The sequence below is a fragment of the Rheinheimera gaetbuli genome (genome assembly GCF_054781935.1).
The window spans coordinates 221,204-236,715 of the sequence record NZ_BAAGTL010000006.1 but is presented as its reverse complement, the minus strand read 5'-3'; the positions used below and the strand labels follow the sequence as shown (position 1 = coordinate 236,715).

The following is a 15,512-nucleotide window of genomic DNA, read 5'->3' as shown; positions in this document are numbered from 1 at the left end:
CACAAGTAAAAGTTATCAGGACGCTAAAATTGACGTTAAGCAGTGAAACCACAATAAAAAACGAGCGCCGCAGCGGGCCGGATTTGCTGTGCCGAGCTTTTGCCTGGCTGGCGATTATTGCCTGGTTGTTGTTCGTGCTGGCCTTAGTGGTGGCGCACTACGCCAGGCCAGAAATGGACACCGGCCTGGTGCGCTATTGGGGTATTGAGGTGCGCACCGACTGGCGGCCTAAATTAACGCTGTATTTGCAATATATGCTGTGGGCCACGGCGGCCTTAAGTGGCGTAAGCTTATTGCTGAATTATCTGCGCTCGCGCCGGCGCAATGATCATCTGCACCTGAATATTATATTACTGTTGTTAAGCTGTGCCGGCTTCCTGCTGTATTTGTACTGGTATGCTTAAACGCCAACCACAGTGCGCATAGCAGCAGTGAGCTTACTTAGCTCATCGGGGCGGATAATAAACGGCGGCATCACGTAAATTAAATTGTTAAATGGCCGGATCCATACGCCCAGCTCAACAAAACGCTGCTGCAACGCGGCCACATCAACCTTATTATGCAGCTCTAACACGCCTATGGCGCCTAACACCCGCACATCTTTTACCAGCGGCGATTGCCGGCAGGGCGCCAGGTCGCGGTTAAGCTGCGCCTCGATAGCCGCGACCTGCTGCTGCCAAGCGCCCTTAGCAATTATATTTAAACTGGCGTTAGCTACCGCACAGGCCAGAGGGTTGGCCATAAAAGTAGGGCCGTGCATTAGCCCGCCGGCGGCACTTAAGCTGATGCCGCGGGCAATTTCATTGGTGCACAAGGTCGCTGCCAGCGTAATGTAGCCGCCGCTAAGCGCTTTACCTACGCACATAATGTCTGGTTGTATGGCGGCATGTTCGCAGGCAAACAGCTTACCGCTGCGACCAAAGCCGGTAGCAATTTCATCGGCTATCAACAGTACCTGGTAGTTATCGCACAAGGCGCGGGCACGGCGCAGATACTCAGGGTGATAAAAGCGCATACCGCCATAGCCTTGCACTATCGGCTCCAGAATAAGTGCGGCAATTTCAGTGTGATGCTGCGCTAATAGTTGCTCCAGTGGCACTATGTCGTCGGGAAAAAATTCGCCACCAAAGCGGCTTTGCGGCGCCGGTAAAAAGTAATGCTGTGGTAGTAAGGCGGCAAACATATCGTGCATACCGTCGACCGGGTCGCACACCGCCATGGTGGCAAAGGTATCACCATGGTAACCCTTACGCAGGCTAATCAGCTTTTGTTTTTTCGGTGTACTGCTTGCCAACCAGTATTGCAGCGCCATTTTAATCGCTACTTCTACCGCAATTGAGCCGCTGTCGGCTAAAAATACCTTGGTTAAATTTTGCGGCACCATACTCAGCAGTTGTTTGCACAAATCAACGGCCGGTTGATGGGTAATACCACCAAACATTACATGCGCCATTTTGCCCAGTTGGCTAGTGACGGCCGCGTTAAGCTCGGGGTGATTGTAGCCATGCACCGCCGACCACCAGGACGCGGTGCCATCGACTATACGTTGGCCGTTTTCCAGTCTAAGCTCACAGCCTTCTGCTGCCACCACCGGATACACCGGCAGCGGAGTAAGCATTGAGGTGTATGGATGCCAGATATGCGTGCGATCAAATGCCAGATCTATGCTCATTATTTAACCTACTGTAAATTTTTAACTCTGGTCAGCGTTGACAACCCGATTGCGGCGGTTAGACTAGCCGAAAACAATTACAACCTCAATTTAATCAGGGATATTTATGCACTCTGTTGTCCGTCACGACTGGACCCTGGCGCAAGTTAACGCGCTGTATGCCTTGCCATTTAACGATTTACTGTTTCAGGCGCAGACGGTGCACCGCCAGCACTTTAAACCAAACGAAGTACAGGTAAGCACCTTACTGTCGATTAAAACCGGTGCCTGTGCCGAAGACTGCAAATATTGCCCGCAAAGCGGTCACTACAATACCGGTTTAGAGCGTGAGCGCTTGCTGGAAGTAGAAAAAGTGCTGACCCAGGCCAAAGCTGCCAAAGAAAAAGGCGCCAGCCGCTTTTGTATGGGCGCGGCATGGACTAACCCCAAACAGCGCGATATGCCGTACATCATTGAGATGGTGCAGGGCGTAAAAGCCATGGGGCTGGAAACCTGTATGACGCTTGGCATGTTAACCGGTGAACAAGCCCAAACTCTGGCAGGTGCCGGCCTGGATTACTACAATCACAATTTAGATACTTCACCGGAGTTTTACGGTGAGATTATTACTACCCGTACCTATCAGGACCGCTTAGACACGCTAAGCCATGTGCGCGATGCCGGCATGAAAGTATGCTGTGGTGGTATTTTAGGCATGGGAGAGAGCAGCAATGATCGTTCAGCACTGCTGATGCAGCTGGCGAATTTGCCCGAGCACCCACAAAGTGTGCCGATCAACATGTTAGTTAAAGTGGCCGGCACGCCGCTGGAAAACGTTGACGACTTAGATGCGTTTGAATTTATCCGCACCATAGCCGTAGCACGCATTATGTTACCGCAAAGCCATGTGCGTTTATCTGCCGGCCGCTCACGAATGAATGAGCAAATGCAGGCGCTGTGCTTCTTCGCCGGCGCTAATTCAATTTTTTACGGCGATAAACTGCTTACCACCGACAACCCGGAAGCGGATGCCGATATGTTGTTATTTGCCAAGCTGGGTATTAAACCCGAGCAGCGCCATGATGTGTCAGATGAAGCGCACACACTGGCGCTGGCCGATGCCATAAAAGAGCAGACTAACCCTCCGCTGTTTCACGCGGCACAGTAACAGCATGTTTGCCGACAGAGTTGCCCAGCTGCAACAAGCGCTGAGCGAGCGTGCAGCACAGCAATTGCTGCGCACCCCAGTGACGCTTGAGCAATACAGCGGCCGGGTGCTGACAATTGCCGGACAAGGCTATATTAACTTTTGTGGCAATGATTATTTGGGCTTAGCCACCGAGCCCCAGGTGCTGCAAGCTTTCGCTGATGGTGCCAGCCGCTATGGTGCCGGTAGCAGCGGCTCACCGCTGGTTACCGGACAACATAGCGTGCATCAGCAGCTTAGCGACAGTTTATGCGATTGGCTGGGTTTTGAGCGTGTGTTGCTGTTTTCCTCCGGCTTTGCTGCTAATCAGGCAATGCTGTTAACGCTGAGCCATAAAAATGACACCCTGTTGCTGGATAAGCTTAGCCATGCGTCGTTAATTGATGCTGCTTTGCACAGTGGCGCAAGCTTTAAGCGCTTTGGTCACAATGATTTGTCGGCACTGCAGCATTTACTTAGCCAGGTTAAGCAACCTTTGGTAGTCACTGAAGGCGTATTCAGTATGGATGGCGATAGTCCGGACATAAAGGCCACCCTTGGCTTGTGCCAACAGTTCAATGCGCCCTTGCTGCTGGACGATGCGCACGGTTTGGGTGTACAGGGGCCTGAAGGTAAGGGCAGCGCAGCAGAACAGGGCATTGCAGCAAACCAGTTGTTTTGCAGCATGGCCAATTTTGGTAAAGCACTTGGCGTTGGCGGTGCTTTTGTTGCGGCTGGCAAAACCGTTATCGACTACATTGAGCAATTTGGCCGGCACTATATCTACAGTACGGCGTTGCCGCCGGCGCTCTGTGCTGCGGTGCTTAAAAGCATTGAGTTGTGTCGTAAGGACGATTGGCGCCGTGACAAACTGCATAGCAATATTGCGCACTTTCGTGCTCTGGCCAGTGATTTACCGCTGCTTGACTCCCAAAGCGCCATTCAGGCAGTGGTGCTGGGCAGCAGCGAGCGGGCGCTTAGTGTTAGCCAGGCGTTAAAGCATGCCGGTATTTGGCTTAGTGCTATCCGGCCGCCAACAGTGCCACAGGGCAGTGCAAGATTACGTATCACGCTAAGTGCCCATCATACCGGGCAGGATATTCAACAATTAGTACAGCAGTTAAGGCAGTTAGTATGAGTGCTGTAATGCAAGACAGGTTATACAGTGCCAGCGGCTTTGGCCTGCAAGTGGCTAAAAGCTTTAGCGCCGCATCACAAAGTTATATGCAAGGCGCCCGTTTACAACAGCAGGTAGCGCTGGATGCATTAGCCAAGCTGGCAAAAGAGCCTCGCGGGCATTTGCTTGATCTGGGCTGCGGCCCGGGTTGGCTTCATCCGCGTTTAACCGATTACTGCAACGCTTTTACCGCAGCTGATTTAAGCGCCGGCATGCTGGCAAAAGCGGCGCAGGCAGCATTGGCAAAAACCTACCTGCAAGCCGATGCGCAGCAATTGCCGCTGGCCGATAGCAGTGTAGATACGGTATTTTCCAGCCTGATGCTGCAGTGGTGCGCCAAGCCAGCCGCGGTTTTTGCAGAAATAAGCCGGGTGCTGACACCTGGTGGTAAAGTGGTTATCACCACGCTGGTAGAAGGCACGTTGGCCGAATTGGCCCAGGCATTTGCCAGCCTGGATAAGTATCCGCATGTCAGCCGTTTTTTAGCGGTTGATAGCATAAAGCAGGCGGCTTTGGCGGCGACAGGCGTTAACTGGCAGTTTGAACAGCGGCGTTATCCGCTGTATTACCCCGACGTACAGACCTTAGCCCGCGAGCTAAAACTGCTGGGGGCCAATCAGGTTGCCGGGCGGCGCAATGGTTTAACCGGTAAAGGGTACTGGCAACAACTGGCACAAGCCTATGAGGTACATCGCACTATGCTGGGTTTGCCGGCCAGTTATCAGGTGCTGATGATAAGCGGAGTGAAACATGGCAGCTAAACCGCTATTTATAACCGCAACCGATACTGACGCTGGCAAGACCTATGTCAGTATTTTGCTGTTGCAGGGCTTTGAGGCGCTAAATGTAGCTGCGGTTGGTGTTAAGCCAATAGCGGCGGGCGCTGACGAGCAGGGTCGAAATAGTGACGCGTTACTGTTGCAGCAACATTCCGGTATCGCGTTACCTTATGTGCAGATAAACCCAATCTGTTATCAGGCGCCGGTAGCGCCACATCTGGCCGCCTTCAACGAAAAAAGACACATCGACGAAAAGGTTTTGAATAACGCACTGACAAACTGGCAAAGCCTGGATGCAGAGCGACTGCTGATTGAAGGTGCCGGTGGTTGGTTATTGCCTATAGATGACAAACGTTATCTGGCAGACTGGGTAGCTGAACATAACTTGCCGGTGCTGCTGGTGGTAGGCATGAAACTCGGCTGTTTAAACCATGCCATGTTAACGGTGCGCGAGATTGAGCGCAGCGGCTGCAAGCTACTAGGCTGGGTCGCCAATTGCATTGACCCGGACATGGCGCTGCTTGAGCAAAATATTGCCGATTTACGTCAGCGTATAGTTGCGCCGTGTTTGGGTATAGTGCCTTATGCGCCAGCACCGGCGCAGTATCAGCAACTTGCACGGGATCTGGCAAAGCAAGTAGAACAGCTAACTCAGGACTAAGGACATTAGGTTTGCTCTAAACCAACCGTTGAAGGCATGGATGCCTGAATCGAGCCTACAGGGATGTATTCACGGCGTGTTGGTGTGGGCAAACCGGTTGTCCAAGCCTAATACTGCTGCGTCATTCCAGCATATCCGTTAAATCACTGTGCTGTGCCAAAGGGGTTTTATTGCCAGCACGGAACAGATAGCCGCCATCAACCCCCAGCAACGTCAGGTTGTCGCCACTGCGCTTAAGTGCACTGCCTTCGGGCAGTGCAATAATAGGTGTTACAGGGTTTAATGTCATAAATTCCGCCAGTCGCATATCGCGGGTTTCGCCGTGGAATCCCTCGGGTTTATAGTCGGTATAATGTGGGTTTAACTGTATCGGTAACAGGTTAAGCGCATTGAACGAAGGCGGCTCAATAATTGGCATATCATTAGTGGTGCGAATAGTCGCCCCGGCAATATTTGAGCCGGCACTCCAGCCAATATAGGGTACGCCGGCGGTTACGCGTTCTGTGATTAGGTTAACTATATCATTTTGATATAACTGATAAAGCAGGTGGAAAGTATTGCCGCCACCGACAGCAATGGCTTTAGCGTTAAGTATTGCCTGACGCGCATCTGCGAATTGGTGAATACTGCTGACTTTGATGCCATGCGGTGCTAAAGCCTGCTGCACGGTGGTGAGGTAATCGTCATAACTGATACTGACACCGGCATAAGGAATAAACAGCAGTTCATCGACAGCTGCTAAGTGGTCGCTGATCCAGGTCATATAAGGCGCCAGATAGGCACTGTTGTTGGCACGGGAACTGCTTAGTAGTAATAATTGCATGGCTAACTCCTTCATGTTGCCGCTATTGTATCTAAGATACAAACAGCAGACACCTTTAGTTACAAATTTTCATCTGCTGTTGTTGGTGAAAAACGTTGAAAACAGCCTCTAAGCCCATATAGTACGTTGCATTAAGCTAATTGAGGGTTCGCAGTATGAAGAGAATCGTTTTATTTTTAATCACAAACCTGGCAGTGATATTAGTACTGAGCATTGTACTGAATATCGTGTTTAGCGTTTTAGGTATAGATCGAAGTGGTATAGGCGGTTTATTGGTATTTGCTGCAGTGTTTGGTTTTGGCGGCTCTTTTATATCTCTAGCCATGTCTAAATGGATGGCAAAACGCTCTACCGGTGCTGTCGTTATTGAGCAGCCGCGCAATGCGACTGAGCAATGGTTAATGACCACGGTGGCACGCCAGGCAAAAAACGCCGGTATTGGCATGCCAGAAGTGGCAGTGTACGACTCACCGGAGATGAACGCTTTTGCCACAGGTATGAACCGAAACAATGCGCTGGTGGCAGTAAGTACCGGTTTGCTGCGTAATATGCGCGAAGATGAAGTTGAAGCGGTACTGGCACACGAAGTGTCGCATATTGCCAATGGTGACATGGTTACCCTGACGTTAATTCAGGGCGTGGTAAACACCTTTGTGATATTCCTGGCGCGTTTAGTGGCTGGTATGCTCAATAACAATGGCAATAATAACCAGGGCGGCGGTTTAGCCTATTTCGCTACGGTAATAGTGCTGGAAATGGTGTTTGGTGTGCTGGCCAGTATTATTGTGATGTGGTTCTCACGTCAGCGTGAATACCGTGCTGATGCCGGTGCCGCTAAGCTTGAAGGCGGGCCGAATAAGATGATAGCGGCGCTGGAGCGGTTGAAACATAACCACGAAAGCCAGCTGGAAGGCAGTATGATGGCCTTTGGTATTGCCGGTGGCGCGAAAAAGTCCGAATTGTTTTTAAGCCACCCGCCACTGGAAAAACGTATAGCGGCGCTACGTGGTCAGCAGTTTTAAAACGTAGTTAAGTAAGACACCTGGGGGCAAGAGTTATCGGCCCCCATTTTTTATTGTGGCGTTAGTCCTGCACTTTGCGTACAAACTCCGATTTTAAACTCATGGCGCCGAAGCCATCAATTTTACAGTCGATATCATGGTCGCCCTCTACCAGGCGGGTAGTGTATTCATAGCATGGCTCCAGCAGGGCAAAAAGGCCTATTATACGCTGTCGCTGCGCTTAAGCCGCACTATTAATCCTTTGAATAGCGGTAATAGCCGAACATGACTGGTATCAGGCTGTCGATTTGCTATGGTAAAGCAAAATAATTGTTCGGAGTGATTATGCAACAGGCTTTACTACCAGCACCGAAAATAGCGGCTTTTTTGCCACCACAACGTATTCTGATGGGCCCGGGGCCATCTGATGTGTACCCACAAGTACTAGCGTCGCAAGCAAGGCCGACAGTAGGGCATCTTGACCCGTTATTTGTCGGCATGATGGATGAGCTAAAGCAGCTGCTGCAATATGCTTTTCAAACCCGCAATGAGATGACGCTGGCGGTATCGGCACCGGGCAGTGCCGGCATGGAAACCTGTTTTGTTAATTTGCTGGAGCCGGGCGACAGCGTAATTGTCTGTCGCAATGGCGTGTTTGGTGAGCGGATGCGCCAAAACGTCGAGCGCTGCGGCGCCACCGCCATTACTGTCGACAACGCCTGGGGGGAGCCAGTTAACCCACAACAGGTTGAGGCTGCTTTAAAAGCCAACCCGCAGGTAAAATATCTGGCCTTTGTGCATGCAGAAACCTCTACCGGCGCCTTATCTGATGCGAAAACGCTGTGCGCCTTGGCTAAACAATATGACTGCTTATCCATTGTCGATGCAGTAACCTCGTTAGGCGGTGTTGAACTGCGGGTAGATGAATGGGGCATTGATGCTATTTATTCTGGTAGCCAGAAATGTTTATCCTGTGTGCCGGGTTTATCGCCGGTGTCGTTTTCAACCAACGCTGTTGCACGGATAAAAACCCGCACGCGGCCGGTACAAAGCTGGTTTTTAGACCAAAGTCTGGTGATGAGTTACTGGGGTGGTGGCGCTAAACGCAGCTACCACCATACGGCGCCGGTTAATGCGCTTTATGCTTTGCATGAATCGTTGCGTCAGTTGGCCAGCGAGGGGCTGGAACAAAGCTGGCAACGTCACCGTGAAATGCATCAGCTGTTAAAGCACGGCTTAACTGAGCTGGGGCTTGAGTTTGTGGTAGCCGAGTCCTATCGCTTGCCGCAGCTTAACAGTGTGTATATTCCACAGGGCGTAAATGATGCCGCTGCGCGCAAACAGCTGCTTGAGCTATACAACCTTGAAATAGGTGCTGGTCTGGGCGATTTAGCCGGTAAAGCCTGGCGCATTGGTTTAATGGGCTACGGTGCACGGCGCGAGAATGTGGCGTTGTGTGTTAAAGCATTGTCTGAGGTTTTACTTAATCAGTCATAACTGACATCTGGCCGTTTTTAGTTGGTGTACCTTGCGGCTTCTGCTAATTTGAAGCAGCAAGGTATTCATAACAAACACTAAATAACAACCGAGGCCAGAATGAAACTGCGTTATTCTCTGCTAAGTACTGCGCTACTTAGTATCCTTTCTCTGCCGATGCACGCTGTGCAAGGCTACTATCGCTCACCGGTACTACAACAGGATCAGCTGGTTTTTACCGCTGAGGGCGATCTGTGGCACGCGACGTTAACTGATGTGAATGCCCGGCGCATTACCAGCCACCTGGCAGAAGAAACTCAGCCGCTGCTATCGGCAGATGGCACTCAGCTGGCTTTTGTTGCCAATTATGACGGTGCCAGTGAAATTTACCTGATGCCGCTGTCTGGTGGTGTGGCAAAGCGTGTTAGTTTTGAAAACAGCCGGGTACGTATTCAGCAATGGCTGGCCGATGGCCGTATCTTATATGCTACTGACAGCGCTGCCGGCCCGGCCAATTACTGGTTGTTAAAAACGCTGGACCCGCAAACCCTGCAAACTGAAACGCTGCCGTTGGCCGATGCGTCGGGCGGTAGCATAGACGAGCAAAACGGCACGGTATTTTTTAGCCGTTTTGGTCTGCAATTAACCGGCGACAACACTAAAGTGTATCGTGGCGGTGCCATGGGCGAGTTGTGGCGCTGGGAACTGGGTAGCAAAGATGAGGCTGTGCTGTTAAGTCGTGGTCACAATGGCAGCATTAGCCAGCCGGTGTTTTATCAGGGGCGGGTGTATTTTGTCAGCGACGCTGATGGTAATAGTAATATCTGGTCGGTTAGCGCAAGTGGTGGCGATGTTAAACAGCACAGCTTTCACAAAGACTGGCGCATTGGCCGGATCAGCGTAGCCAATGGTCAGGTGTTATATCAGCTGGGAGCCAACTTGCAGCTGCTCAAGCTCGCTGATGGTCAAACTAATGCGTTACCGATAGCAATACAGTCAGATTTAGTCCAGCAGCGCGAACGCGTTATCAGCAAGCCATTGCGGTATTTCAACTCAGCCTATTATCAGGCGCAGCAGGACGACAGCGATAAAGTCGTTATTACAGCGCGCAGCCAGATTGCTTTAGCCGTGCCTGGCAAACAGCGGCTGGTGCAGATAAGCACGCCTGTTGGCAGCCGCTCGCGTGAGGCGGTGTTATCAAAAGACGGTAACTGGGTGTATGCCATTAATGATCACAGTGGCGAACATGAAATTTGGCGTTTCGCCGCTGATGGCTCAGACAACGCGAAACAACTGACTGCTGACGGTAGCGTGCATCGCTGGCAGCTTAAGTTGTCACCCGATGGAGAGTATCTGGCGCACGATGACAAAAATGGCGATTTGTGGCTGCTGCACCTGCCAAGCGGGCGTAATAGTAAAATCTACACCGGTGGTATAGGGTTATCGCCTTATGACGACATAAACTGGTCAGCCGATAGCAAATTATTGGCGTTTGCGTTTAATTCGTCGCGGCAAAGTCGCGCACAGGTGGTGTTATATAGCCTGGTTGAGCAGCAAAGTGCAGTTGTTACCTCAGAAAAATACGCCGCCTATTCACCGGCATTTAGCCCGGATGGCTTGTGGCTGTATTTTATTTCTAACCGCCAGTTTACTGCCACCCCGGGACACCCCTGGGGCGATCGTAATCTGGGGCCGTTATTTGATAAACGCAGCCAGCTGTTTGCCGTTAGCTTAAAACAGCAAGCTTGTTTTGCATTTCGGCCCGAGCAAGAACTTGATAACTGTAATGATAAGGCCGCCAAAGATAGCAGAACAGCAAAAAAAGGCAGCCTGGTCGACTGGGATGGCCTAAGCACGCGCTTATGGCAGGTGCCGCTGGCGGCAGGCAATTACAGCCAACTGGCTGTGAACGATAAGCGGCTGTATGTGTTAGACCGTGATAGTGGTGCAGCTGCTAAACCGCTATTAAAGCAAATTGAGCTTAGCCAAACTGAAGCCAAAGCTGAGGTGTTTGCCAGCGATGTTAGCGATTATCAACTGGCCGTGAATGGCAAAAAGCTATTTATGCGCAAACACAGCGCAGCAGGTGGCGGCGATATGTATGTTGTTGAAGCAACAGCCAAGGCCCCGGCTGAGCTGAATAAAACGAAACTGAACATCGCCAGTTGGCAGTTAAGTATTAAGCCTACCGATGAATGGCAACAAATGTTTGCTGATGCCTGGCGTATGCACCGTGATTTTCTGTTTGACAAAGGCATGCGTGGGCTAGATTGGACCGCCAGTAAAGCGAAATATCAGCCGTTATTGCAGCGGGTAACCGATCGTCACGAGCTGGACGATATTTTCGCGCAAATGATGGGCGAGCTAAATGCCTTACACTCGCAGGTGCGGGGCGGTGAATATCGCAGCGATGATGCCGCGGCCAAAGCCGCCAGTTTGGGCGCTGAATTTAAGCAAACCCGGCAAGGGCTTAGCATCAGCCATATTTACCGCACCGACAGCGAACTGCCGGCACAGGCAGCACCGCTGGCCAAACCCGGCGTAGAGGCGAAAACCGGTGACATTATTTCCGCGATAAATGGCCAGCCGGTAACCGATATCGCCGGTTTGACCAATTTACTGCGTAATCAGGCCGGTAAGCAGGTATTACTGAGTTTGCAGCGTGGTAAACAGCAATGGCAAACGGTAGTAGAGCCGGTAAGCGCAGGGCAGGACAGTATGCTGCGGTATCAGGACTGGGTGTCGGCTAATCAACACGCCGTTGCCAAGGCCAGCGAGCAGCAATTTGGTTATTTGCATCTGTATGCGATGGGGCCAAATGATATTGCCAACTTTGCCCGTGAATTTTATGCCCATTACGATAAAGCGGGTTTAATCATTGATGTCAGGCGCAATCGTGGCGGTAATATTGATAGCTGGATTATAGAAAAGCTGTTGCGTCGTACCTGGGCATTTTGGCAGCCAACCCAAGGTGCTGGCTATACCAATATGCAGCAAACCTTTCGTGGCCATTTAGTGGTGCTAACTGATCAGCTTACCTATTCAGACGGTGAAACCTTCTCTGCCGGGGTTAAAGCGTTGGGGTTAGGCCCGCTGATTGGTAAGCGCACCGCTGGTGCCGGTGTCTGGTTATCTGGCCGTAACCGGCTGGCCGATAACGGTATGGCACGGGTTGCTGAAACCGCCCAATTTGCCATGGACGGTCGCTGGGTTATTGAAGGCTATGGCGTAACACCGGATGTTGAAGTAGACAACTTACCTTTTGCCCACTTTAACGGCCAGGACGCGCAATTGCAGCAGGCGATTCAGTATTTACAGCAAAAGCTGCAATCTGAACCGGTTGCACCGTTAAACGCCGAGCCGTTAACTGCGCCGATTGCGGCAGATATTAAACCCTGATTCAACACTGAGTTAGAACCGCTAAAAACCAGCCCGGCATTACGCCGGGCTGGCTATAGTTTTTGCGGTGACCGCTCACTCCACACCGATAAAGCCACCGGTTTGATGCGCCCACAGCTGGGCGTATATGCCGCCGCTGGCAATCAGTTCACTGTGTGTACCTTGTTCGACGATATTACCCTGATCCAGAACAATTAAGCGGTCCATCTGCGCTATGGTAGATAAACGGTGGGCGATAGCGATTACCGTTTTTCCAGCCATCAGAGTATTTAAACTGGCCTGAATGGCGGCTTCTACTTCTGAGTCCAGCGCTGAGGTGGCTTCATCCAGAATTAGAATCGGTGCGTTTTTAAGCAACACGCGGGCAATAGCAATACGCTGGCGCTGGCCGCCGGATAACTTAACCCCACGCTCGCCAACCTGTGCATCAAAACCGCTGTTACCCTTAGGATCGGTTAAATCGGCAATAAAGTCGCTGGCTTCGGCTTGCTCTGCCGCCAGTTGCAATTCAGCTTCTGTCGCATCGGGTTTGCCATAGGCAATATTATCGCGTACCGAGCGGTGTAGCAGCGAGGTATCCTGCGTCACCATGGCAATATGCTGGCGCAGGCTTTCCTGGTTTACCAGGCTGATATCCTGGCCATCAATCAGGATTTTACCGCTTTCGACATCGTAAAAGCGCAGCAGCAGGTTAACTAAGGTCGATTTACCGGCACCAGAGCGGCCAACTAAACCGACTTTTTCACCGGGTTTAATCTCCAGGTTTAATTGCTGCAACACCGGTGCTTTGCCATTGTCGCTGCCGGCTTTACCGTAATTAAAACCAACATTATTAAAGCTGATGGCGCCCCGGCTTACCTGCAGCGGTTTGGCATCAACAGCATCCAGTACCTGTGCTGGTTGCGATAAGGTGGTTATGCCATCAGCCACAGTGCCGATATTTTCAAACAAGCTGCTGACTTCCCACATGATCCACTGTGCCATGCCGTTTAAGCGCAACGCTAAACTTACCGCTATGGCGATGGCGCCCACACTGATGGCGCTGTCGGCCCATAAATAAATCGATAACGCCGCTATGGCGAATACCAAAAAGTAGTTCAGCGTTTGTACCGAGACACTTAAGCCGGTGGCTAAACGCATCTGGCGGTATACCGGCTTTAAGAACACTTCCATGCTGTCTTTTGCGTAGGCTTCTTCGCGGTTGGTGTGAGAAAACAACTTAATGGTGGTGATATTGGTGTAACTGTCGACAATGCGACCGGTCATTTCTGAGCGGGCATCAGCCTGACGGGTAGAGGCGGCTTTTAAGCGTGGCACAAAGTAAAACTGCATCGCAATATAAATAGCCAGCCATACCAGCATCGGAATAATCAGGCGCAAGTCAGCATCGGCAATAAAAAATAACATCGAGCCGAAATACACCAAAATGTATACCATTACATCTAGCAGTTTCATTACGGTTTCGCGCACCGCTAGCGACGTTTGCATCACTTTTGTAGCAATTCGGCCGGCAAAGTCATTTTGGTAAAAACTGATACTTTGGCGCAATAAATAGCGGTGGGCTAACCAGCGGATAGACATCGGGTAATTACCCAGTAAGGTTTGGTGCACAATAGCCGCATGAAAAAAGCTCAACGCCGGCAGTAGCACCACGGTAACGACGGCCATCTTAATCAGCGTGGCACGCTCGCTGGTAAACAGCGCTTCCGGCTCATTTTGTACCAGCCAGTCAACCAATTGACCCATAAAGCTAAATAGTGACACTTCCAATATTGCCAGCAAAGCGGTGCTTATCGACATCAGGATCAGTGATGGCTCCATACCTTTGGTATAATGACGGCAAAACGCCAATATACCTTTAGGTGGCTGGGTTGGCTCAACGGCCGGAAAAGGTTTAATAATACGTTCGAAAAAACTTAGCATGAAAGATAACCGGTAGCTAAAACAGCGGCTATTGTAGCGGGTTTAATAAAAATTGCATGGCTGCTGCGCCGGTTGGCCTGATTTTATCGCTACTAATCGTAATAGGCATTTGGTAGTTTGTTTATGTGATAGTATCACATTTTAGCTGCGTCAATTGTTATCAGTGCTGCTATAATGCCTGCAGCAGTTAGCCTTGAATTACCACTGCTGTGGCCCAATAAAGTGTGCGCTGTAGCCAACAACGCTTATGCTGTCTTAAGTGTGGCCGTTATCTGAGAAGTCATAATGAAATTAAAACTTGTAACCTCGACCTTGTTGCCAACCCCTTTTGCCGAATTTCGTTTACATGGCTTTGAGGCACCTAACGGCAAAGAGCATGTCGCATTAACATTGGGCGATGTGACAACTGCTGAGCCGGTACTAGCGCGGGTGCATTCTGAATGTTTAACCGGGGATGCATTATTCAGCCTACGCTGTGATTGCGGGCCGCAGTTGGAAGCGGCGATGCGTAAAATTGCTGATCTGGGCCGTGGTTGTATTTTGTATTTACGCCAGGAAGGTCGTGGCATTGGCCTTATTAATAAAATCCGTGCTTATGCCGAGCAGGACAAGGGCCTGGATACGGTAGAGGCCAATGAAATTTTAGGCTTTTTACCCGATATGCGCGAATACGATATTGCTGCGCAAATGTTTGAGCAATTAGGTATTGCCCAGGTTCGTCTGCTTACTAATAACCCGCGCAAGCTAAAAGCGTTAACCGACGCCGGTGTTAATGTGCTGGAGCGGGTACAACACCGGGTAAAAACTACTGCCCATAGCCATCGTTATCTTGCCACTAAAGCCAGCAAGCTGGGGCATTTACCTTAAGCCGCAGGTTAATAGATAGCGGGATGCGGATTTAACGGTGGCTGTGGTATCATAGCCGCCGTTTTTCATCTGACTTTGTTTACAGGACACTATCTTGACCAATAACGACGTACTGCGCAGCTTGCGTTACACGCTAAATACACCTAATCATGGCATGATAGCCATTTTTGCCTTAACCAATGTCACGGTGACAAAAGAGCAGGTGATGGCCTGGTTAGAATCTGATGAAAGCGAGAGCTTTGCTGCGATCAGCGATGAGTTATTGGCTGGCTTTTTAAACGGCGTAATTATTCAGCGCCGTGGTGCCAAAGACGGTGTTATTCCAGTGCCGGAAACCAAGTTAAATTACAACATTATTATGCGTAAGCTGAAAATCGCCTTTGATTTAAAAGACGATGATATTTTAGCCTTACTGGAAGGTGCTGATTTTCGCTTAAGTAAGCATGAACTGAGTGCGTTTTTCCGCCGGCCTGATCATAAACACTACCGTGCCTGCCAGGAGCAAGTTCTGCGCTATTTTTTACGCGGCATTTCTCTGAAATTCCGTCCTGCTGCCAGCTGATCCTACA

At 50.6% G+C, this 15,512-nt stretch carries 13 protein-coding genes and 1 pseudogene; 10 read left to right on the top strand and 4 right to left on the bottom strand.

Features of this window, described 5'->3' with window-relative positions; all coding sequences use genetic code 11:
* Positions 1-29: 29 nt before the first annotated feature.
* Positions 30-404 (top strand): hypothetical protein, encoded by a 375-nt coding sequence (locus ACYVIC_RS06040; RefSeq protein WP_460858185.1) that lies wholly within the window; start codon positions 30-32, stop codon positions 402-404.
* On the opposite strand, the gene bioA is transcribed toward ACYVIC_RS06040, so the two are convergent.
* Complete coding sequence (gene bioA, locus ACYVIC_RS06035) at positions 401-1,672, bottom strand: adenosylmethionine--8-amino-7-oxononanoate transaminase (protein WP_460858183.1); 1,272 nt, start codon at positions 1,670-1,672, stop codon at positions 401-403. The genes ACYVIC_RS06040 and bioA overlap by 4 nt on opposite strands.
* A gap of 106 nt (positions 1,673-1,778) precedes the next feature.
* Between bioA and bioB the strand changes: the two genes are divergently transcribed.
* Genes bioB through bioD form a run of 4 tightly spaced genes read left to right on the top strand, consistent with a single transcriptional unit; the run spans position 1,779 to position 5,454 of the window.
* Positions 1,779-2,819 (top strand): biotin synthase BioB, encoded by a 1,041-nt coding sequence (gene bioB / locus ACYVIC_RS06030; RefSeq protein ID WP_460858181.1) that lies wholly within the window; start codon positions 1,779-1,781, stop codon positions 2,817-2,819.
* 4 nt (positions 2,820-2,823) lie between these two features.
* Positions 2,824-3,975: an aminotransferase class I/II-fold pyridoxal phosphate-dependent enzyme gene (locus tag ACYVIC_RS06025; RefSeq protein WP_460858179.1), complete on the top strand. Its 1,152-nt coding sequence runs from the start codon at positions 2,824-2,826 to the stop codon at positions 3,973-3,975.
* The gene (gene bioC / locus ACYVIC_RS06020) at positions 3,972-4,775 is read left to right on the top strand and encodes a malonyl-ACP O-methyltransferase BioC (RefSeq protein ID WP_460858177.1); all 804 of its coding nucleotides are present in this window, start codon (positions 3,972-3,974) and stop codon (positions 4,773-4,775) included. The genes ACYVIC_RS06025 and bioC overlap by 4 nt, the downstream gene beginning before the upstream one ends.
* Positions 4,765-5,454, top strand: coding sequence for a dethiobiotin synthase (bioD, locus tag ACYVIC_RS06015; protein ID WP_460858175.1), 690 nt, complete (start codon positions 4,765-4,767; stop codon positions 5,452-5,454). The genes bioC and bioD overlap by 11 nt, the downstream gene beginning before the upstream one ends.
* 121 nt (positions 5,455-5,575) lie before the next feature.
* Here the strand turns inward: bioD and pepE are convergent, their stop codons facing one another.
* On the bottom strand, positions 5,576-6,277 hold the full coding sequence (pepE, locus tag ACYVIC_RS06010; protein ID WP_460858173.1) for a dipeptidase PepE: 702 nt from the start codon (positions 6,275-6,277) through the stop codon (positions 5,576-5,578).
* A 155-nt stretch (positions 6,278-6,432) separates the two neighbouring features.
* Between pepE and htpX the strand changes: the two genes are divergently transcribed.
* Complete coding sequence (htpX, locus tag ACYVIC_RS06005) at positions 6,433-7,299, top strand: protease HtpX (protein WP_460858171.1); 867 nt, start codon at positions 6,433-6,435, stop codon at positions 7,297-7,299.
* 61 nt (positions 7,300-7,360) lie between these two features.
* Here htpX and ACYVIC_RS06000 read toward each other — a convergent pair.
* Positions 7,361-7,456: pseudogene (locus ACYVIC_RS06000) on the bottom strand (PhnA domain-containing protein); the annotation flags it as partial.
* Positions 7,457-7,623: 167 nt separating this feature from the next.
* On the opposite strand from ACYVIC_RS06000, the gene ACYVIC_RS05995 reads away from it, so the two are divergent.
* Entirely contained in the window at positions 7,624-8,775 is a 1,152-nt protein-coding gene (locus ACYVIC_RS05995; RefSeq protein WP_460858168.1) for a pyridoxal-phosphate-dependent aminotransferase family protein, read from the top strand.
* Between the two features lie 99 nt (positions 8,776-8,874).
* Entirely contained in the window at positions 8,875-12,153 is a 3,279-nt protein-coding gene (locus ACYVIC_RS05990) for a S41 family peptidase (RefSeq protein ID WP_460858166.1), read from the top strand.
* A gap of 75 nt (positions 12,154-12,228) precedes the next feature.
* Here ACYVIC_RS05990 and ACYVIC_RS05985 read toward each other — a convergent pair whose 3' ends face one another.
* Positions 12,229-14,076: an ABC transporter ATP-binding protein gene (locus tag ACYVIC_RS05985; protein WP_460858164.1), complete on the bottom strand. Its 1,848-nt coding sequence runs from the start codon at positions 14,074-14,076 to the stop codon at positions 12,229-12,231.
* 285 nt (positions 14,077-14,361) lie between these two features.
* Here ACYVIC_RS05985 and ribA point away from each other — a divergent pair, with 285 nt between their 5' ends.
* Positions 14,362-14,943: a GTP cyclohydrolase II gene (ribA, locus tag ACYVIC_RS05980; protein WP_460858162.1), complete on the top strand. Its 582-nt coding sequence runs from the start codon at positions 14,362-14,364 to the stop codon at positions 14,941-14,943.
* A 94-nt stretch (positions 14,944-15,037) separates the two neighbouring features.
* Positions 15,038-15,505, top strand: coding sequence for a YehS family protein (locus ACYVIC_RS05975; protein WP_460858161.1), 468 nt, complete (start codon positions 15,038-15,040; stop codon positions 15,503-15,505).
* Positions 15,506-15,512 lie beyond the last annotated feature (7 nt).

Excerpts from the sequence above, each read along its gene's own strand:
- bioD (WP_460858175.1), top strand. The coding sequence starts at position 4,765 with ATGGCAGCTAAACCGCTATTTATAACCGCAACCGATACTGACGCTGGC.
- htpX (WP_460858171.1), top strand. The coding sequence starts at position 6,433 with ATGAAGAGAATCGTTTTATTTTTAATCACAAACCTGGCAGTGATATTA.
- pepE (WP_460858173.1), bottom strand. The coding sequence starts at position 6,277 with ATGCAATTATTACTACTAAGCAGTTCCCGTGCCAACAACAGTGCCTAT.
- ACYVIC_RS05995 (WP_460858168.1), top strand. The coding sequence starts at position 7,624 with ATGCAACAGGCTTTACTACCAGCACCGAAAATAGCGGCTTTTTTGCCA.
- ACYVIC_RS05985 (WP_460858164.1), bottom strand. The coding sequence starts at position 14,076 with ATGCTAAGTTTTTTCGAACGTATTATTAAACCTTTTCCGGCCGTTGAG.
- bioC (WP_460858177.1), top strand. The coding sequence starts at position 3,972 with ATGAGTGCTGTAATGCAAGACAGGTTATACAGTGCCAGCGGCTTTGGC.
- ribA (WP_460858162.1), top strand. The coding sequence starts at position 14,362 with ATGAAATTAAAACTTGTAACCTCGACCTTGTTGCCAACCCCTTTTGCC.
- ACYVIC_RS06025 (WP_460858179.1), top strand. The coding sequence starts at position 2,824 with ATGTTTGCCGACAGAGTTGCCCAGCTGCAACAAGCGCTGAGCGAGCGT.
- bioB (WP_460858181.1), top strand. The coding sequence starts at position 1,779 with ATGCACTCTGTTGTCCGTCACGACTGGACCCTGGCGCAAGTTAACGCG.
- bioA (WP_460858183.1), bottom strand. The coding sequence starts at position 1,672 with ATGAGCATAGATCTGGCATTTGATCGCACGCATATCTGGCATCCATAC.
- ACYVIC_RS05990 (WP_460858166.1), top strand. The coding sequence starts at position 8,875 with ATGAAACTGCGTTATTCTCTGCTAAGTACTGCGCTACTTAGTATCCTT.